This is a genomic window from Photobacterium sp. TY1-4, assembly GCF_025398175.1.
In the GTDB taxonomy this organism is placed as follows: domain Bacteria; phylum Pseudomonadota; class Gammaproteobacteria; order Enterobacterales; family Vibrionaceae; genus Photobacterium.
This window is the reverse complement of the sequence record NZ_CP099734.1, coordinates 805,566-825,214: the sequence shown is the minus strand read 5'-3', so window position 1 is coordinate 825,214 and position 19,649 is coordinate 805,566. Positions and strand designations below refer to the sequence as shown.

Here is a 19,649-nt window from a genome sequence, read left to right as displayed (position 1 = left end):
GCTGTATCTGCGACTCGGCTTCACCGCAAAAATTTGTTATAGACAAACAGCAGGATCAGCGCCCCGAGGGTTGCAGTGATCAGGCTACCGATATTGACCCCGGTCGCCGGCCCGAGACCGATAAAGGTTCCGACCCAACCGCCGACAAAGGCCCCGGCGATCCCCAAGGCAATGGTTGCCAGCCAGCCGCCGCCGTCTTTGCCCGGCATCAGCCATTTCGCCAGCGCCCCGGCAATCAGTCCGAGGATGATCCAGGATAAAAAGCCCATGTTGTGACCTCATCAAGTGAGCAATACCACCAACAGCATAGTCAATGAGCGACGCAGCCACCAGCGCGTGACGGTTCATTGCCGCTTCGCATCTGTGCTACTATCGGCGTTTGCCACGGGGATCCCCCTGTTTCCCAAGCTAAATTACGGAACCAGAATTAATGAAAGTAATCTCGTTCAACATCAACGGACTTCGCGCTCGCCTGCATCAACTTCAGGCGGTGATCGACAAACACCAGCCGGATGTGATCGGTCTTCAGGAAATCAAAGTTCATGATGAGGCCTTCCCGCTCGAAGCCGTCGAAGCCATGGGCTACAAGGTGTATTTCCACGGTCAGAAAGCCCATTACGGGGTTGCCATGCTGTGTAAGCAGGCCCCTGTGGAAGTGAAACGCGGTTTTCCGACCGACGATGAAGATGCCCAGCGCCGGATGATCATGGCGACGTTTGAACAGGCGAACGGCAAAAAAGTGACCGTCCTGAACGGCTATTTCCCGCAAGGTGACAATGTCAGCCACGAAACCAAGTTCCCGGCCAAAGAAAAATTCTATGCGGATCTGATGGCTTACCTCAATGACTATCACAACAATGACGAAGATCTGATTGTAATGGGTGACATCAACATCAGCCCCATCGATCTGGATATCGGGATCGGCGAGGCCAATGCCAAACGCTGGCTGAAAACCGGCAAATGTTCGTTCCAGCCCATCGAGCGGGAATGGCTCAAAACGCTGATGGACTGGGGCTTTGTCGACACCTTCCGCCAGTTGCATCCGGCGGTTGCGGATCAGTTTTCCTGGTTTGACTACCGCTCGCGCGGCTTTGACGACAACCGCGGCCTGCGGATTGATGTGGTGCTGGCCACCCCAGCCCTGGCACAGCGCTGTACGGAAGCCGGGATCGACTATGAACTGCGCGGGATCGAGAAACCGTCCGACCATGCGCCGATCTGGTCAACTTTCAGCGTCTAAGCGACAGTAACAGAAATAAAAACAAAACCAGTAACCACCGCGCAGCCGACCGCTGCGCGACTCAATCAAAAACGCCGGTGCATCAACTGCACCGGCGTTTTTGTGCCTGTATTTTCCGGCCTGCCGATTAACCGATTCGTCGATTAGTCAATTAGCTCAAAGGACGCAAGTGTCGCAACCAGTGGCCTTCCAGCTTGCGGAAACACCAGATAATCGCAAACGTCAGCACCATGTAGCACATCCCGGCAAACAGGAAGGATTCAAACGGCGCGTAATAACGCGAGTTGACGATCCGGGCTGCCCCGGTCAGGTCAACAATGGTGACAATCCCAGCCACGGCAGAGCCGTGTACCATGAAGATCACTTCATTACTGTAAGCCGGCAATGCCCGACGCAGCGCGCTTGGTAGGATCACCCGGCGAAACGCCTGCCAGTGACTCATCCCGTACGCCTTGGCGGCCTCCACTTCCCCTTTCGGCATACTGTTGATGGAGCCGCGAATGATCTCCGCGGTGTAGGCCGAGGTATTGAGGACAAACGCCACCAGCGCACAGAACCAGGCTTCCTGCCACAAGGTGCCCTGCACCGAAAACAGCTGGCTCAGGCCGTAGTAAATCAGATACAGCTGGATCAGCAGCGGCGTCCCGCGAAAGAAGTAAATAAACGCCCAGGCCGGTCCGGACACCACAGGCAGCTTGCTGTTTCGCGCCACCCCAATCGGAATCGCAATCACCAGGCCGATCACCAGGGCCACAAACACCATCCAGACCGTGGTATAGAACCCCTCTAAGTACAGCGGCCAGCTCTCTGTCAGAATACTAAAGTCCATTCCCTTACCTCGTATGAATACTGAACTTGCGCTCGACCCATTTCAACACGCTGGTCGAACATGAGGTAAACACCAGGAAAATCACCGCCACGGACATATAAAACGTAAACGGCATCTGGGTGGTGCCGGCAGCCAGGGCGCCTTTACGCACCATATCATCAAGGCCGATGATCGACACCAGCGCGGTCGTTTTCAGCAACACCAGCCAGTTGTTGCCAAAGCCAGGCAGGGCGTGGCGGATCATTTGCGGCAGCAAAATACGTCGGAAAGACAGAAAACTACTCATCCCGTACGCCTTCCCGGCTTCCAGCTCGCCTTTGTCGACGGCCAGAATCGCCCCGCGGAAGGTTTCCGCCATATAGGCCCCGAAAATAAAGCCGATGGTCAGGATACCGGCCACAAATGGGCTGATTTCCACATAATCCGGCAGATACTCGGTCCATTCATGGTTGGGATCAGAAGAAGAAAAGAAGTTGTTTAACCACTCATTGATGCCGTACAGGCTGTCGTTCAACAGCATCTGTCCGCCGAAGAAGATCAGCATCATCAAGACCAGATCCGGGATCCCACGGATCACCGTGGTATATAAGGTGGCGATGGCACGGGCCCAACGGTAAGGGGACAATTTCGCCAGGGCACCCAGCATCCCCAGAATCATGGCCAGGGCCAGCGACAGCAAGGCGACCTGCAGGGTGATCCATGCCCCTTCCGCCAATGACCATTCATATCCTTTTAAGTCCAACAAAAGGTTGCTCCTTCATACTGCAAAGGGAAGCGAGCCGGTTGGCTCAAACCGGGGCCGAGCATATCGGCCCCCGCTGTGTTTCAGGAAAGGGATTACTCGCCGTACACGTCGTAGGCAAAGTACTTGGCTGCGATTTTCTGGTACTCGCCTTTTTCACGCAGCGACTGGATGGCAGCGTCCAGCTTCTGGGTCAGATCTTTGTCCTGCTTACGCACGGCAATCCCGAACCCTTCACCAAACCACTGCGGATCGGTTAACGACGGGCCGATGAACTCGTACCCTTCACCGCCCGACTTATTCAGCAGGCCTTCCTGCAACGCCGAGGCATCGCCCAGCACGGTAGCAATCCGACCAGCTTTCAGATCCAGATAGGCATCATCGAACGAACCATATCGCACGATCGACACGGAATCGCCGTAGTTGTCGGTCAGATATTTATCATGGGTGGTTGCGCGCTGGACCCCGATTTTGACCCCTTTCAGGCCCGCTTTGGTAAAGTCGAGCTCGGTGCCTTTCTTAGCCACGAACTTATTCGGGATCAGGGCATATTTGCCGGTAAAGTCGACTTTTTTCTTGCGCTCTTCGGTGATCGACATCGCGGCAATAATGGCATCATATTTACGTGCCAGCAGAGACGGAATAATGCCGTCCCAGTCCTGGGCAACAATTTTACATTTCGCCTGCAACTCCTGGCACAAGGCGTTCGCCATATCGACATCAAAGCCTTTCAGCTCACCATTGGGCTCGGTCCAGCTGAACGGAGGATAGGCTCCTTCAATCCCGAAGCGGATCACGTTCCATTCTTTCGCCTGAACTGAGGTCGCACCGAGTGCAGATACGACGGCCGCAGCCAAAATCCATTTTTTCATCTTCTACTCCTGTTGTGTTTGCATCTGCCCGGCAACATCCCCAAACATTGCCGGGCAATCATTCCTGTCGATCTTATAGTTTAGTAAATCGAGGAAATAAATTGTTGTAGTCGTTCTGATTCCGGATTGGTAAATAACTTGCTCGGGCAACCCTGCTCTTCAACCAGCCCCTGATGCAGGAACATCACCTGGTTGGAGACATCCCGCGCAAATGCCATTTCATGCGTCACCACCAGCATGGTGCGCCCTTCCTGAGCCAGATCCTGCATCACGCCGAGGACTTCCCCGACCAGCTCCGGATCCAGCGCCGAGGTCGGCTCATCAAACAGCATCACTTCCGGATCGACGGCCAGTGCCCGGGCGATAGCAGCGCGCTGCTGCTGACCGCCGGACAAGTGGCCCGGGTAATAATTCCGGCGCTCATACAAGCCGACTTTCTGCAGTAAGGCTTCGGCCTTCTCAATCGCTTCGGCTCTCGGCACCCCCAGCACGTGGATGGGCGCTTCAATCACGTTCCCCAGGACCGTCATATGGGACCAGAGGTTAAACCCCTGAAAAACCATCGCCAGCCGGGAGCGAATCCGTTGCACCTGTTTCTCATCCACCGGCAGGTATTCCCCACGGCGGTTGTTTTTCATTTTAATCAACTCGCCATTGACCCAAATTTCGCCCTGGGTCGGTGTTTCCAGCAAATTGATACAACGTAGAAACGTACTCTTCCCTGAACCGGAAGAGCCAATAATCGAGATGACATCACCGCGATGGGCCGTCAGCGAGATCCCTTTCAGGACTTCGTTCTGACCAAAAGACTTATGCAGATCCTTGACATCCAGCGCCACTACTTCAGCCATGCGCGCTAACTCCTGTTGCTCCATGAATCGGGACGTTTGCTCGGTGCACTTCCTGTTGATGCCTGATGTTCGCCATTCTGGCACGAAATCTCAGGTCTAGAAGTTTTGTCTGTTTTCCGAGCACTTCATCGAAAGTATCACCACAAACATCGATTGGCAACATTTTATTAACTTTTTACTCTAAAGAATCAACAGTTAAATTCCGTGCATAATTAAGCATTTGATGTCGAATTACATCATTTGATCCGCGAAGTAACTTGCGGTAGGTTAAGGCGATAAAAGTTCTGCAGTATGAGCATTAGCGAACCGGCATATGTCTAGAGCCTATTTTCATTTTCTATCTCCTCACCGGATGCCATGGCTACTGATTGCTGTGACTCTGCTTTCCGGCACGGTTTATGCCAGGGAGCCTGCTGCCCAAAAACCAACGATTTTGACCCTGGTCCCGGAATATATTGAGCACGTAACTGCAAATTTTAATCCCTTTTCCCACGCGGTCATGCCGACGGCCCATGAGTTCATTTTTGAGCCCCTGATCATTTTCAATTCTTTCCAGAATAACAAGCCGGTATACCGCCTGGCGACCGGCTATCGTCTCGATGAAGATCTCAAAGGGATCACATTTACCCTACGCCAGGGAGTGACCTGGTCAGATGGAAAACCATTCACTGCGGCCGATGTGGTGTATTCCTTTTTATTGGCACAAAAAAAGCCAAACCTTGACTCACATGGCATTCGTCCGTGGCTCCAGAGCGTCCGCCAAATCGGCGACAACCAGGTCTACATCAAGCTCACCCAGCCCAATGCCCTGATCGCCTATTCCCTGGTGTTACAGCCCATTGTTCCCAAACACCAATGGGAAAAGGTAGACGACCCGCTGACCTTTACCAACCCCGAACCGATCGGCACCGGTCCGTTCACCCACATCGAACAACTGAGTGCCGACGGTTATCTCCAGTGCCGCAATCCCCGCTACTGGCAAGCCGAACAGTTGCAGATCGACTGTCTCCATTATCCGAAAGTAACCAACAATGATGATTTCATTGCCCGGATCGCCCAGGGTGAATTTGACTGGGCCGGCTCCTTTATTCCGGATATCGAGCGCCACTATGCCTCATATTCCCCGGATTATAATTACTGGCAAACGCCGGCCAGCACCATCAGCCTGCTGTTCAACTTCAACAGCGCACAGCCGCAACTGCGGGCGCTGTTCCAACAGCGCGCCTTTCGCCGGGCCATTTCTATGGCGGTCCAACGCCAACTGCTGATTGACATTGCGGCGTTCGGCCAAGGCGCCCCTTCCGAATTTGCTTCCGGCATGAGCCAGCGCTTTGAGCGCTGGGCAGATCCGGTCACCACCGAGAAATACCGTCCTTATATTAGCTATAACCCGGATCTGGCGCGGGAGCGGCTGGACACCCTCGGCGTGCTCGACCGCGATCAGGACGGCTGGCGGGAGCTCCCTTCCGGCCAGCCGCTGCTCCTGACGATCATCACGCCGAAAGGCTGGTCTGATTTCAACACCACCGCCCAGCTGCTCACCGAAATGCTGGCGGATATCGGCCTGCGGACACAGACCCTGCAAGTCGAATTTTCTCAGTTCGTCGAGCAGATGGCGCATGCCGACTACACCCTGGCGCTGACCAACTACCCGGAAGGGCTCACCCCGTTCAACTATTTTAAGCTTGGGTTTGACAGCGCCTACCAAGCCCCGCAGTACCCGCGCTATGCGATGCATTTTTATCGTGACCCACAGATTGACACGCTCCTGGCCCGGTTTCCGACCGCCGCAACAGCCCACCAGCGGCTGTCGATTATCCGCGAGCTCGACAGCCTGGTCGCCAGCCAGCAGATCACCGTGCCACTCTATAACACCGTCCAGTTCTACCAGTACAACACCCAGCGCTTCACCGGCTGGTTCAATGAAGACAACCCGATCGCCAACCCCGTCGTGTGGCCGCAAAATCCGGAGCGATTACTCCATGTGCTGGCGTTGCGTCCTAAAACACCCCCAACCCAAAGCGCAACCGCGGCACCCAATACGGAAACCAACCAACCGTGATCGATTTCATTTCGGCTGAACGAAACCAACCGTTGTGGTGCCTGATAATGACCGCCTGAATAAATAAAAAATATATCAAAATATGACAGCTGATATATTTTTATTAAAATCGCTCAGCAAAAAAAGACTTGTTCCATTATCCCCGACACAATTTCATCAGCTGTCACAAATGGTCGCTATCATGTATTCAGGGTTGCCCCTATAATACCGCCACTTTTGCGACCACGCCTCCCTACGGCTGGCTGCAGGGTGGGGGGTCATCTCCGCCACCCAGTAATTCAGCGAACATTCACCCGGAAATTATGTTGAAGACCATCAGAAACCTGCCCTTGCGACTTTTGCTGTCGCTGTCATCAGCCTTTGCTGTGATTTGCTTTATTATTACAATTTTAATTAGTTATAACTTTATTTATGACGCGGAAAAAAATACGGAAGAAGTGAATGATTTAATTGAATTCAATTCGGTCATGAAAGAATTCCAGGACTTACTCGATATCAGTCGCATGGAAATCATTTATGCACAGGGTTTTTATGATCACCTCGATAGTATGGTCGAGCTCAATCAAAAAAACCTGGCTCAAGTGCAACGTCAATTTGAAGCGTTGGCCAACCATCAAAGTCAGGCCGTTTCCCCCCAAGTCCGCACGGAGCTGGAAACCTTTATCGGAAACTTTCGGCGGTTGGCTGAGACATCGGCGCAGTTTCGCAGCCAGCGTCAGCAGATCCACCAGCACTATCAGGACCTCAGTTGGATCTCGACCGATCTGAAAGATGCCGATCGCCAGATCACCCGTCAGCGCAACGCCGAGGATATCGCCCGGTGGAACCAACACGTGTCTGAAATGGCCGATACCACTGGCCTGATGCTCTACCATCTGGCTGTCGGGGTCAAAAGCCAGGAGCCGTCCCAAACCCGTGTTGCGCTGGAGCAGACCCAATCGCTGCAACAGCAGCTTGATCCCTTTGCCGCGTGGCCGCAGAACGCCACCCTGGCCCGTAACCTGCAGCAATGGCAGCAGCGTATTGAAGCTATCCTCACGCTGCAACGCGCCAAAGCCCAGACCGTTGATTTGATGGTTGCACTCGGTCGGCAAAATACGGACATCGTGACCCGCCTGGCCGGCACGTCGAACAAGCGGACCGAAGTGTTGTCCGATGCCACCACCGATCTGCTGAAGTCCGTCACTCATAGCCAGTTGATCGCGACCATTGTGGCGACTTTACTGGCGCTCGGCATCAGCCTCATCCTATCCAACGCCATCAGCGATATCATGAAACGCCTGTATTTGAGCGTGAAAAACCTGGCTGAAAGCAATTTAGAGACCCGCTCCGGGATCGCCGGCCGGAATGAACTCGGCCTGCTGGGCGTCAGTGTCGACGAAGCCATCACGCAACTGAGCCAAACGATCCATGCCTTGCGCGGGGTCGGGAACGAAGTTGCGGCCTCCTCAACCGAGTTGGCAGCCGTGATGACGCAGAGCGAAGTCAACGGCCGCGAGCAGCAGCAACAAATCGAACGCATCACCGCAGCAGTCAGTGATCTCTCGGCGGCGGCCAGCCAGGTTGACGGCTACGCCAAAACCGCCGACGACAGTGCCCAACAGGCACTGGCGATGGGTGCAGAAAGCACCGCAGTTGCCCACCACGCCCGCCAGTTGACCGAAGAGCTGGCCCAGCAGCTCAGCGACACCGCCAGCCAGGTGCTCGATCTGAACGAGCAGAGCATGCGGATCAGTGAAGTCATTACGGTGATCGATACCATTTCTGAGCAGACCAACCTGCTGGCCCTCAATGCTGCGATTGAGGCCGCCCGGGCCGGTGAAAGTGGTCGCGGATTTGCCGTCGTGGCCGATGAAGTGCGGGGGCTGGCGGCCAAGACCCAACAGTCGACCCAACAAATCCAGGCCATTATCGATCAGTTGCAACAAAAGTCGGCCACCGCCGTGGAAGCCGTGAACAACAGCCTCGACAAGGTTAACAGCAATCGTCGGATTGCCGAACAGACCAGCAGCCAGATGGACACCATCACCCAGGCACTGAAGCAAATCAGCCAGGTGAACGGCGATGTCACGGCATCCGTGGCTGAACAAAGCCGGATCATGGCCGACATTACCCAGAGCATCAGCCACATTAACGACATCATCAGCCAGAATGTTGCCGGGATCAGCCAGAGTGCAGAATCCAGTAACCACTTGTCACAGTTGGCCGAAACACAAAAGAACCGCCTCGATACATTCCGGGTCGCCTCCCGGTACTAAACCCGGCGCGGTGGTCAGCCAGCCACCGCGCTATCCTTCGCTTGGGTTCAGCGGGCAGAATTCGGTATACTGCGCGCCACTCAACACAGCTGACGAGATCGAACATGCAAACATTTATTCCTGGAAAAGACGCCGCGCTGGAAGAATCCATTGAGCGCTTCCAGTCCAAGCTCCAAGCACTGGGATTCAATATTGAAGAAGCCTCCTGGCTGAACCCGGTGCCGAATGTCTGGTCGGTGCATATCCGGGATGTCGATGCCCCGATGAACTTCACTAACGGCAAGGGTGCCACCAAGAAAGCGGCCCTGGCATCTGCACTGGGGGAGTACTTCGAGCGCCTGGCGACCAACTACTTCTACGCCGATTACTATCTGGGTCAGGAAGTCGCCGACAGCGCGTTCGTCCACTACCCGAACGAAAAGTGGTTCCCGATCGATCTTGAAGAAAACCTGCCGCCGGAAGCCATCCTGGATGAGCGTCTGACCCAGTTCTACGATCCGACGCTGGAGCTGCTGGGTACCGATCTGATCGATCTGCAATCGAGCAACCTGGCGCGCGGGATCTGTGCACTGCCGTTCGAACGCCAGAGCGATCAGGAAACCGTCTATATCCCGATGAACATCATCGGCAACCTGTACGTTTCCAACGGCATGTCTGCGGGCAACACCAAGACCGAAGCCCGCACCCAGGGGCTGTCTGAAGTGTTCGAGCGCAAGATCAAAAACCGCATCATCGCCGAGCACATCAGCCTGCCGGAAATCCCGGCCAGCGTGATTGAGCGTTTCCCGGGGATCAAAGCCTCCATTGATGCGCTGGAAGCCGAAGGGTTCCCGATCTACTGCTACGATGCCTCGCTGGGCGGCAAGTACCCGGTGATTTGCGTAGTACTGTTCAACCCAAGTAACAGCACCTGCTTCGCTTCATTCGGCGCCCACCCACGCTTTGAAGTCGCCTTCGAGCGGACGGTAACCGAGCTGCTGCAAGGCCGTGGCCTGAAAGATCTCGATGTGTTCCCGGAGCCGTCTTTCGACCGCGATGAAGTGAGCGATCACCACAACCTGGAAACCCACTTCATTGACTCTTCAGGCCTGATCGCCTGGGATCTGTTCCAGAGCGAGGCCGACTTTGACTTTGTCGACTGGAATTTCAGCGGCACCTCAGAAGAAGAGTTCAACCACCTGCTGGCCATTTTGCATGCCGAAGGGACCGATGCCTACATCGCCGACTACGATCACCTGGGGGTGGATTGCTGCCGGATCATCGTCCCGGGCTGGTCTGAAATCTACCCGGTTGAAGAGCTGATTGAAGCCAACAACAATGTCGCGCTGGAGCTGCGCGAAACCCTGCTGGCCCTGCCGCAGGTTGAGTGGGAAGCCGAGCAGTATGCCGAGATGTTCCATATTCTGGAAGAAGAAGGCTTCGATGATTTCAACCGTCTGTACGAGATCGTCGGCCTGGTGCCGCAAGCCGGGGATGCCTGGCAAACGCTGCGGATTGGCGAGCTGAAATGTCTGCTGGCACTGGCCGGCGGCGATCTGGAGCTGGCCCTGGAGCACGCGAGCTGGTGTGTTGATTACAACGTGTCGACCTACAGCGCTGAGCGCGCCCGCTTCTTCCGCTGCCTGGTTGCCAGCCTCAAGCTGGCCCTGGACGATGACCGTGACCCAGCCCAGTACAAAGCAGCCTTCGAGCGGATGTTTGGGGCCGACACCGTCGCGGCAGCCTGGGGCTCCATTGAAGGCACCGTCCGTTTCCACGGCCTGACCGCCGGCGATCTGACCCTGCGTCAGTTCCCGGCCCACCAGAAACTCCTGGCCTCTTACCAGAAACTCCAGGCGGCAAAACAGGCTGCAGCGAAGTAATTTTATTACAAACTGGTCAATCGGCCATCTTGATGCCAACCCCTGCGGGTTGGCATTTTTGTATGCCTGCTCTTGTACCGCCACGCTGTATTATGAATAAAAGCTTAACTATCAAAGCTTTACACGTAAAAAATGAGCCACAAAATAAAAACCTTAAAAAACAAATAAATAATACAATTCCTCACCCTGAATCCTGACTCACATTGCAGCATTTCTTATCGACAATTGTTCATATCTCGCAGCATTTCGTCATATTCCTCAATTTTTTTTGAATACCCTCCTCGTTTTTTTGAAAGCGACTGATCGAGATCAATTTCCGTCATGAACCCGGGCGGTACACTCCGGATAAAGATTTGGTGAAAAATAATTACAAACGCCGAACAGCCACTCCCCTTTACGAGGGGACTGTCGCAACCGGCGACGGCGATCACTGAAGATAAGAATTATTTTACTTGTAGACGAGGCACATATGTCATCTGAAGAAAGAAGTTACCAGGAGCTCCATCGCCCTGCCTCTGACTTCTCTAGTCGCTCAGACTATCTGGATCATGAGCTGAAAATCATGAAACCGCGCCGGTTTGCACTGAACCTACCCGGCCGTGATTTCCGCTTTGAACTGGAAGATCTGGTACCGGCCCTGGCCGGTACCATCGGCATCATCGCAATGTACTCTGCGGTCATGATGTCATGGGCGGATGGTTTGACGCAGGCGTGGGACCACATCAACCTGGGCAAAGAATTTGCCATTGAAGTGGCTCGGGTGGAAATGCTGCTGCCGGCATTGCTGTTCTGTGTACTGGCCTCCGGGTTTATTAACCCGCGCGCCAACCTGGCCGGGAACCACGGCCCGATGATCCCGCTGATTGGTTCCATTGCCCTGGCCGGAGCTCACCCACTGGCGCTGGCGATTCTTCTGGGGGTCTTCGGCCTGCTGCTCAGCTACTTCAAGGGCGGCTCAAAACTGGTCAACCTGACTTCGGAGGGCACCGCCGGCGGTCTGCTGATTTTCCTGGGCTTCACCGGCACCATGAGCCAGATCGGCTCCATCCAGACCTGGGCCACCGGCCTGCAGTCTGCAGATGTGGCCGCGGGCAGCATGGGTTATGTCGGCCTGATTGTGCTGGCCGTGAACATTGTACTGTATGCCTACCTGGCACGGATTAACAAACGCTGGCTGGCAATCCCGGCTTGTGCCGTCACCGGTCTGCTGGTCGCCCTGCTCCTGGGTGCCGGATTCGACCTGAAATTTGAAACCGAGATCGGCCTGCCGAATCTGAACCCTGTGTACTGGTGGGGCAGCACCGAAGAAGGCTGGATGCTGGGTCTGCCGACTATTGAGCATTTTATAGCCTCTCTACCGTTTGCTATTCTAGCGGTTGCCATGTGGTCACCGGACTTCCTGGGTCACCGAATTTTCCAGGAACTGAACTATCCGAAGGGCACCGACAAAGTGCTGATGGACGTCGATGACACCATGACCATGTGTTCGATTCGCCAGATGGTCGGGACGGGCCTGGGCGGCGGCAACATCACGTCTTCCTGGGGGACCTACATGATCCCGGCTGCGATTGCCAAGCGTCCGATTCCGGCGGGTGCGATTCTTCTGGGCTGTCTGGTGATGTTCATTGCCATCCTGGGCTTCCCGATGGATGTCGCGGTGTGGCCACCTGTGATGCGCATCGCACTCTTGGTCGGGGTTTTCCTGCCGCTGCTGGAAGCCGGTGTACAAATGGTGAAAGAAACCAAAGACTCTCAGTCTGCCGGGATTTGTATCTTTGCTTCAGCCGTCGTCAACCCGGTTCTGGCTTGGGCCCTGACCATGCTGCTGGATAACAACGGTCTGATTGGTGACAAAGCACGGGCGGCGAAACTGTCCTTCACGGATAAAGTCGTGATTCCGGGCGGGGTGCTGATCATCTGCCTGATTGCCATGCTGGCAGTCGGCATGCTGGAAAGCCAATACGGCATCCCGGCACTCCTGTAACAGCAACAGAAACGAGATGGGCAGTGCCTGGCACTGCCCGCTATAAAAAACTGGGTATTAGTACGAATACGAATAATCGTGTCACGAAATTGCCGCATCAACGGGCCCGATTATCCGTATTATTGTTAATAAAGTGTACTGTTCGCCACTCGGCGTTCGCTCAACAGCGCTCACGCAGTACGTGTTTTTTCTACTAATAAGGTAGGTATGTCATGGCAGAGCAATTTGCTAAAGCTTGGGAAGGTTTCACAGCTGGTGATTGGCAGAACGAAGTCAACGTACGTGACTTCATTCAGAAAAACTACACCCCTTATGAAGGCGACGAGTCTTTCCTGGTTTCTGAAGGTACTGAGGCGACCAAAGCGCTTTGGGCACAAGTAATGGAAGGGATCAAGCAGGAAAATGCGACACACGCTCCTGTTGATTTCGATACTTCTGTTATCTCTACCATCACTGCGCATGATGCGGGTTACATCAACAAAGATCTGGAGACCATTGTGGGTCTGCAGACCGAAGCGCCACTGAAGCGTGCGATCATCCCGAACGGTGGTATCCGCATGGTTGAGGGTTCGTGCCAGGTTTACGGCCGCGAACTGGATCCAGCCGTGAAGAAAATCTACACCGAATACCGTAAGACCCACAACCAGGGCGTGTTCGATATCTATACCCCGGACATCATGAAGTGCCGTAAATCCGGCGTGCTGACCGGTCTGCCGGATGCCTACGGCCGTGGCCGTATCATCGGTGACTACCGTCGCGTAGCCCTGTACGGCATCGACTTCCTGATGAAAGACAAGTTCGCGCAATTCTCTTCTCTGCAAGAGAAATTCGAGAACGGTGAAGATCTGCAAGCTACCATGCAGCTGCGCGAAGAAATCGCAGAGCAACACCGTGCGCTGGGCCAGATCAAAGAGATGGCTGCGAAATACGGGTTCGATATCTCTCGCCCTGCGGAAACGGCCCAAGAAGCGATTCAGTGGACGTACTTCGGCTACCTGGCTGCCGTGAAATCTCAGAACGGTGCTGCCATGTCTCTGGGCCGTACGTCAACGTTCCTGGATGTGTACATCCAGCGTGATATCGAAGCCGGCAAGCTGACCGAAGATCAAGCTCAGGAAATGATCGACCACTTCGTGATGAAGCTGCGTATGGTTCGCTTCCTGCGTACCCCTGAGTACGATGAGCTGTTCTCTGGTGACCCAATCTGGGCCACAGAATCTATGGGTGGTATGAGCCTGGACGGCCGTACACTGGTGACCCGCACCAACTTCCGCTTCCTGAACAGCCTGTACACCATGGGCCCATCGCCAGAGCCGAACATCACTGTGCTGTGGTCTGAGCAACTGCCTGAAGGCTTCAAGAAGTTCTGTGCCAAAGTCTCGATTGATACGTCTTCAATCCAGTACGAAAACGACGATCTGATGCGTCCGGACATGAACTCTGATGACTACGCCATCGCATGTTGTGTCTCGCCAATGGTAGTCGGCAAACAAATGCAGTTCTTCGGCGCCCGTGCGAACCTGGCGAAAACCATGCTGTACACCATCAACGGTGGTGTGGATGAGAAGCTGAAGATCCAAGTCGGTCCGGTCATGGACAAAATGACGGATGAAGTGCTGAACTATGACGACCTGATGGCGCGTATGGATCACTTCATGGACTGGCTGGCGAAGCAGTACGTGACTGCCCTGAACAGCATCCACTTCATGCACGACAAGTACAGCTACGAAGCCTCGCTGATGGCCCTGCACGACCGTGACGTCATGCGCACCATGGCGTGTGGTATCGCGGGTCTGTCTGTCGCAGCTGACTCCCTGTCTGCAATCAAATACGCGACGGTGAAACCAGTTCGTGACGAAGACGGTATCGCGATCGACTTCGAGATCGAAGGCGACTATCCGAAGTTCGGTAACAACGACCCACGCGTAGATGACATCGCCTGTGAACTTGTCACCACCTTCATGAACAAGATCCGTAAGCTGAAAACATACCGTGATGCAGTCCCTACGCAGTCTATCCTGACCATCACGTCCAACGTGGTTTACGGAAAGAAAACCGGGACTACACCAGACGGTCGTAAAGCAGGCGCGCCGTTTGCACCGGGCGCAAACCCAATGCACGGCCGTGACGAGAAAGGGGCGGTTGCTTCTCTGACTTCAGTGGGTAAACTGCCGTTTGCCGATGCGAAAGACGGGATCTCTTACACCTTCTCTATCGTACCGAACGCACTGGGTAAAGATGTCGAGACTCAGAAAGCGAACCTGGCGGGCCTGATGGACGGTTACTTCCACCACGAGTCCGGTATTGAAGGCGGTCAGCACCTGAACGTCAACGTTCTGAACCGTGAAACGCTGGAAGATGCCGTGAAGCACCCAGAGAAATACCCACAGCTGACCATCCGTGTTTCCGGTTACGCCGTGCGCTTTAACTCTCTGACTGCCGAACAGCAGAAAGATGTCATTGCCCGGACGTTTACTGAGTCGCTGTAAGCCTCAGGCAAACCTGGCCGCATACCCGCGGCCAGAACCGCGACACTGAAAGCAACAACATGAAAGCAACAAAAAGCCGGTCTGACGACCGGCTTTTCTTTGATGGGGGTTGCACCCGCACATAGGCTTCTCTACACCTTAAAGTGCTGCAACTGGTGCGCCAGCTCTTCCGAGGCTTCTGCCAGACTTTGGCTCTGATCGGCCAGATGCTGTGCGGCGGCATTCACTTCATTTGCCGAAAGGTGGATACTGCTGACGTTGCGGTTGATATCTTCCGAGACCGTGCCCTGCTGATCGGCCGCGGCCGCAATCTGCGCCACCCGATCATTGGACTGGTACAACTCTTCCACCATGTTCTGCAACTGCAACTGGGTATCCTGGGCATTCTCCACACTGTTACGGCTGCTTTCATGGCTGGCTTTCATCGCCGTCGCCGTCTCGAACGCGCCGCGGGTCAGTGCATCCACTGTGGTTTGGATCTCTTCCGTCGATGCCTGAGTGCGCTGCGCCAGACTGCGGACCTCATCAGCGACCACGGCAAACCCACGTCCCTGCTCGCCGGCACGGGCCGCTTCAATCGCCGCGTTCAGTGCCAGCAGGTTGGTCTGCTCGGAAATACCCCGGATCACATCCGCCATCTCGCTGATCTGGGTGACCCCTTGCTTCAGCGCTTCCACACGATGATCCGCTTCGGCAATCTGTTCGGCAACCTGACGGATGTGGCGAGCCGTCTCTTCCAGCTTATCATTGCTGACCGTAGCTTTATCCGAAATCCCGTTGGTCATCAGGGCGGTCTTGTCGGCATTATCCGCCACATCCGCCACCGTGGCCGTCATCTCATTCATCGCCGTCGCCAACTGCTCCAACTGCACATGCTGCGACTGAATGCTGTGCGCACTTTCTTCGCTGGCAGAAGCAATAGTACTGGCCATTTGCGACGAATGCATCGCCGATTCATGGGCAGCTTTCAGGGCCTGGCGAATACTGCCGATGGCGGTATCCATCCGCCGCGCCAATTTACCGATTTCATCCTTACGTACTTCATCACAACAAATACGCAAGTCCCCTCCGGCAATGGCATCAAATTTCGTCACCAGCTCTTCGAGCGGATCGGAAATATTCTTGCTAATCACATAACCGACGGCCAACAAAATCGCCATCGCGGTCAGGGCAATCATGCCGGATTTCAGGGCCGTTGCCTTGAAGTCATCCTCAATATCCTTGACATGCACCCCGGTCCCGACAATCCAGTTCCAGTTCTGAAACCGCTGCACATAGGAGATCTTCGGCTCAATCTCCCCTTTGGGTGAGCGCCAGCTATAGTCCAGATAGCCGGATCCGCTCTGGGCAGAGACCGTCACCATTTCCTGCCAGTGCCGTTTACCGCCGGCATCGGTGATCCCGCGTGCCGAAGTGCCGTTCATCTCAGGCTTCAGGGGATGGTTCACGATCGCCATCTCCGGCGTCATGATCCAAAAATAGTTGGTGCTGTCATAACGCACGGCATCGATCATCTCGATGGCCAGTTGCTGCGCCCGCTCCCGACCGAGTGTGCCCTGCTGCGACGCGTAGTAATCCAGAATATCGACAGCCAACTCAACCTGGCTTTTTAGGGACGCCTTTCGTTCAAGATAAGCCACCTTCTTCTGCTCCAGCACATCATAAATGCTGACACTGACGAGCAAGACAATGGCACTGAGCACCAGCGCGATCAGTTTATTCTTGACGGTCAAATTACTAAGACTGAACATACATCTCCTTATTGTTATCGCTTTTATTGTCTGTCCAGAAACGGCTAGACAGGTACAGCCAATCCTGTTTGGCTATACATATAAAACCAACTGAATTCACTCGGAATCATAAGCGCTTTGCGCATATTTTGATGAGATTCAGGCCGCAATTTCCCGATCAAATGTAATGATTTCGTGGTAGGGATGCATTATTTTCGATGCATTTGGTTACAGGTGTGAAAAAGCTCAATAACAAACGGAAACATTGATGAACTTTCGGTCAGGGCTGATCGAAATCGCCCATACTTAAAGCATCATAAAGTGTATTAACCTTACATTTTTAACGTACTTTTCGCTATTTTAGTCCGCTGATTTGTAATAAAATAACAGGCAAAACCATCCCCTGTGGAGAAACGTCACCATGTCAGTCAAAGGCCGTATTCACTCTTTTGAATCCTGCGGTACCGTGGATGGCCCCGGCATCCGTTTCATCGTTTTCTTACAAGGTTGCCTGATGCGTTGCCAGTATTGCCACAACCGCGATACCTGGGATCTGCATGGCGGACGTGAAGTGACGGTTGAAGAGATCATCAAAGAAGCGGTCACCTACCGCCACTTTATGAATGCCTCGGGCGGCGGCGTCACCGCATCCGGCGGCGAGGCCATGTTGCAACCGGAGTTTGTGCGTGACTTTTTCCGTGCAGCCAAGGCGGAAGGGCTCCATACCTGTCTCGATACCAACGGCTATGTACGCAAGCACACCGAAGTGATCGACGAAGTGCTGGACAACACGGATCTGGTGATGCTGGATCTCAAGCAGCTCGATGACACCATTCACCAGGAGCTGGTTGGGGTGCCGAATAAACGGGTGCTGGATTTTGCCCGCTACCTGCACCAGCGCGGCCAAAAAACCTGGATCCGCTATGTGGTGGTACCCGGCTTTACCGATGATGAACGCTCTGCCCACCTGCTGGGTGAATTTATCAAAGATATGGACAATATCGAGAAAGTCGAGTTACTTCCGTATCATCAACTGGGCGAGCATAAGTGGGAAGCGATGGGCTTTGAGTACCCGCTGGCCGGCGTCAAACCGCCGAGCAAAGAGACCATGGAAAAAATCAAAGCCATCCTGGCCGAATACGGTCACCCTGTCATGTACTGATCCGCGATCCATCCCGCCGAGGCACGAGACCTCGGCGCTGCTGTCTGGCTTCTTTTGTTTACCTTGCTTTCCTTGCTCCCTGACAAATATTCCCGCCATTGATCTGCTCCGGCTCATGAGCGATGCGGGGTCTCGTCGGTCAACGCTGTTGCCGTCTGGCACAGCGAAGCATTCTGGTGATCGCGGCAAGTCTTGCTGACTGGTTCACACTGACTGTCGGACATCTCCGCCAGATAATGGCACTGGGCACGAAGCAAACACAACGATTGGCGCTCTGACGACGCCGGGATCTGCTCCGCCAGAGTGGCATCCTCTACGCACTGATCAATCTCAGCCTGTACCCGGCGATCAAAATAGTTGACCTGGCGTTTGCGATCGACCGTCGCATCCGGCGCGTAGCGCACCGCCGATGCCTGAGTCAGAATATCATCAAACGCCCCCATCACCACCGGCGCGCAGGCGACTTTCCATTTGCTTTGAAAGCGATTCCGGTTCAGTTCGAGCGGTTTTTTCCGTCCTTCAAATTGATAGTAATGCGCCCGATCATCTTTAAAATAACCACTGAGGCTATAGGTTTTCTGCATAAAGTCATAAACCAGCTCAACCATAAACGGTACCCGCTCCCGGGCCAGGCCCAGGGCGTTTTTCGCGGTGTAGTAACCACAAGTGGTCAGATTCAGGACATTATCCTGCGCCTTTACCGTCGCCGGACTAAAGAGCCAGTCTTCCTGACTGGCAACACTGAAAAACTCAACCGAGTTGGGAAAGTTAAACTTGCTGGCAAACCTTGCCAGTGCCGCCTGTCGCAAGGCCGCGATCTCCGGCGTCATGCTCCCGACCTCTGGTGCTAGGGCCCCGGCCTCCGGCGCTGGCTCACCGAGTGGTTCCGGTCCTCCAGCAGGCCCACGCACCGGCTTGGGGGGCGACTCAACGGCAACCGCCTGCTGCGGGACCAGACTGAGCTTCTTCAGTGCATGGGCCGATGCAGCCAGGCTGTCGGTCAGTGTTTGGAGGTTCACTAAAAACAGCAGTAACAGCAGGCAGATCAGCCCGCGAAAGAGCGTATTCACCTTCAGCGAAAAGTCCCGGATCGGCTTTCCTTTAATAATCATGACTTCAACCCTGGCAATGACGAACAGAGCGGATTCTAGCGTCTCTCCCCCGCCAGTCCAGAGCCAAAGCGCTCAAAACTTATACAAGCATTCAGCGGCTAAATAAAATCAACCAGATGCCTTAATGACAGTTTTGTTTTTTGTGAGCAGTATCTTTTTATGGCAAATCGATGACAATTCAACCTCAAGCTATCCGCCGTTCAGTGCCGCTGTCGCCAAAAATCCGCGACTCGCTCACAATATGCATCAATGATTATATAGATATGTATCAATGTTAATGATGACAAAAAACCAACTTTTCAACCCAGCAACATTGATACTTTCACGCATCAATACCCTAACATCAGATTGAATGGCCAAAAGTTGACATAAGGATTCGATAACAGGGGAGAAAAACCGAGTCTAAATTGTGAGATTGGTGATAATGACACCAACCACTCGCAAGATTGCATATCG

14 protein-coding genes are annotated in these 19,649 nt (G+C 54.2%); 7 read left to right on the top strand and 7 right to left on the bottom strand.

Features of this window, described 5'->3' with window-relative positions:
- Positions 1 to 20 precede the first annotated feature (20 nt).
- Entirely contained in the window at positions 21 to 269 is a 249-nt protein-coding gene (locus NH461_RS04115; protein WP_261602000.1) for a GlsB/YeaQ/YmgE family stress response membrane protein, read from the bottom strand.
- A gap of 161 nt (positions 270 to 430) precedes the next feature.
- Here NH461_RS04115 and xthA point away from each other — a divergent pair, with 161 nt between their 5' ends.
- Positions 431 to 1,240, top strand: a complete 810-nt coding sequence (gene xthA / locus NH461_RS04110) for an exodeoxyribonuclease III (protein WP_261601999.1) — start codon at positions 431 to 433, stop codon at positions 1,238 to 1,240.
- Positions 1,241 to 1,391: 151 nt separating this feature from the next.
- Here xthA and NH461_RS04105 read toward each other — a convergent pair whose 3' ends face one another.
- From NH461_RS04105 to NH461_RS04090, 4 genes are all read right to left on the bottom strand, one after another.
- Positions 1,392 to 2,069, bottom strand: a complete 678-nt coding sequence (locus NH461_RS04105) for an ABC transporter permease (protein WP_261601998.1) — start codon at positions 2,067 to 2,069, stop codon at positions 1,392 to 1,394.
- Positions 2,070 to 2,073: 4 nt separating this feature from the next.
- Positions 2,074 to 2,814 (bottom strand): ABC transporter permease, encoded by a 741-nt coding sequence (locus NH461_RS04100; RefSeq protein WP_261601997.1) that lies wholly within the window; start codon positions 2,812 to 2,814, stop codon positions 2,074 to 2,076.
- A 92-nt stretch (positions 2,815 to 2,906) separates the two neighbouring features.
- Entirely contained in the window at positions 2,907 to 3,683 is a 777-nt protein-coding gene (locus NH461_RS04095) for an ABC transporter substrate-binding protein (protein WP_261601996.1), read from the bottom strand.
- Positions 3,684 to 3,763: 80 nt separating this feature from the next.
- Positions 3,764 to 4,534 carry an ABC transporter ATP-binding protein gene (locus tag NH461_RS04090; RefSeq protein WP_261601995.1) on the bottom strand — a complete coding sequence of 257 codons (771 nt, stop codon included), beginning with the start codon at positions 4,532 to 4,534 and terminating at the stop codon, positions 3,764 to 3,766.
- Positions 4,535 to 4,847: 313 nt separating this feature from the next.
- Between NH461_RS04090 and NH461_RS04085 the strand changes: the two genes are divergently transcribed.
- The 5 genes from NH461_RS04085 (at position 4,848) to pflB (ending at position 15,189) form a co-directional block, all read left to right on the top strand.
- Complete coding sequence (locus NH461_RS04085) at positions 4,848 to 6,596, top strand: ABC transporter substrate-binding protein (RefSeq protein WP_261601994.1); 1,749 nt, start codon at positions 4,848 to 4,850, stop codon at positions 6,594 to 6,596.
- Positions 6,597 to 6,898: 302 nt separating this feature from the next.
- Positions 6,899 to 8,854 carry a methyl-accepting chemotaxis protein gene (locus NH461_RS04080; RefSeq protein WP_261601993.1) on the top strand — a complete coding sequence of 652 codons (1,956 nt, stop codon included), beginning with the start codon at positions 6,899 to 6,901 and terminating at the stop codon, positions 8,852 to 8,854.
- A gap of 104 nt (positions 8,855 to 8,958) precedes the next feature.
- Positions 8,959 to 10,716, top strand: coding sequence for a 30S ribosomal protein S12 methylthiotransferase accessory factor YcaO (gene ycaO / locus NH461_RS04075; RefSeq protein WP_261601992.1), 1,758 nt, complete (start codon positions 8,959 to 8,961; stop codon positions 10,714 to 10,716).
- Positions 10,717 to 11,185: 469 nt separating this feature from the next.
- A complete protein-coding gene (locus NH461_RS04070) occupies positions 11,186 to 12,700 on the top strand; it encodes a DUF3360 domain-containing protein (protein ID WP_261601991.1) in 1,515 nt (504 codons plus the stop codon).
- Positions 12,701 to 12,912: 212 nt separating this feature from the next.
- Positions 12,913 to 15,189, top strand: coding sequence for a formate C-acetyltransferase (pflB, locus tag NH461_RS04065; RefSeq protein WP_261601990.1), 2,277 nt, complete (start codon positions 12,913 to 12,915; stop codon positions 15,187 to 15,189).
- Positions 15,190 to 15,320: 131 nt separating this feature from the next.
- Here the strand turns inward: pflB and NH461_RS04060 are convergent, their stop codons facing one another.
- Positions 15,321 to 16,940 (bottom strand): methyl-accepting chemotaxis protein, encoded by a 1,620-nt coding sequence (locus NH461_RS04060; protein ID WP_261601989.1) that lies wholly within the window; start codon positions 16,938 to 16,940, stop codon positions 15,321 to 15,323.
- 400 nt (positions 16,941 to 17,340) lie between these two features.
- Here NH461_RS04060 and pflA point away from each other — a divergent pair, with 400 nt between their 5' ends.
- Positions 17,341 to 18,081: a pyruvate formate lyase 1-activating protein gene (gene pflA, locus NH461_RS04055; protein WP_261601988.1), complete on the top strand. Its 741-nt coding sequence runs from the start codon at positions 17,341 to 17,343 to the stop codon at positions 18,079 to 18,081.
- 113 nt (positions 18,082 to 18,194) lie between these two features.
- Here the strand turns inward: pflA and NH461_RS04050 are convergent, their stop codons facing one another.
- Complete coding sequence (locus NH461_RS04050) at positions 18,195 to 19,193, bottom strand: hypothetical protein (protein ID WP_261601987.1); 999 nt, start codon at positions 19,191 to 19,193, stop codon at positions 18,195 to 18,197.
- Positions 19,194 to 19,649 lie beyond the last annotated feature (456 nt).

Bases quoted from the DNA above. Each gene is read 5' to 3' on its own strand.
- NH461_RS04115 (WP_261602000.1), bottom strand. From the start codon at position 269: ATGGGCTTTTTATCCTGGATCATCCTCGGACTGATTGCCGGGGCGCTG.
- xthA (WP_261601999.1), top strand. From the start codon at position 431: ATGAAAGTAATCTCGTTCAACATCAACGGACTTCGCGCTCGCCTGCAT.
- NH461_RS04105 (WP_261601998.1), bottom strand. From the start codon at position 2,069: ATGGACTTTAGTATTCTGACAGAGAGCTGGCCGCTGTACTTAGAGGGG.
- NH461_RS04095 (WP_261601996.1), bottom strand. From the start codon at position 3,683: ATGAAAAAATGGATTTTGGCTGCGGCCGTCGTATCTGCACTCGGTGCG.
- NH461_RS04090 (WP_261601995.1), bottom strand. From the start codon at position 4,534: ATGGCTGAAGTAGTGGCGCTGGATGTCAAGGATCTGCATAAGTCTTTT.
- NH461_RS04085 (WP_261601994.1), top strand. From the start codon at position 4,848: ATGTCTAGAGCCTATTTTCATTTTCTATCTCCTCACCGGATGCCATGG.
- NH461_RS04080 (WP_261601993.1), top strand. From the start codon at position 6,899: ATGTTGAAGACCATCAGAAACCTGCCCTTGCGACTTTTGCTGTCGCTG.
- ycaO (WP_261601992.1), top strand. From the start codon at position 8,959: ATGCAAACATTTATTCCTGGAAAAGACGCCGCGCTGGAAGAATCCATT.
- NH461_RS04070 (WP_261601991.1), top strand. From the start codon at position 11,186: ATGTCATCTGAAGAAAGAAGTTACCAGGAGCTCCATCGCCCTGCCTCT.
- pflB (WP_261601990.1), top strand. From the start codon at position 12,913: ATGGCAGAGCAATTTGCTAAAGCTTGGGAAGGTTTCACAGCTGGTGAT.
- NH461_RS04060 (WP_261601989.1), bottom strand. From the start codon at position 16,940: ATGTTCAGTCTTAGTAATTTGACCGTCAAGAATAAACTGATCGCGCTG.
- pflA (WP_261601988.1), top strand. From the start codon at position 17,341: ATGTCAGTCAAAGGCCGTATTCACTCTTTTGAATCCTGCGGTACCGTG.
- NH461_RS04050 (WP_261601987.1), bottom strand. From the start codon at position 19,193: ATGATTATTAAAGGAAAGCCGATCCGGGACTTTTCGCTGAAGGTGAAT.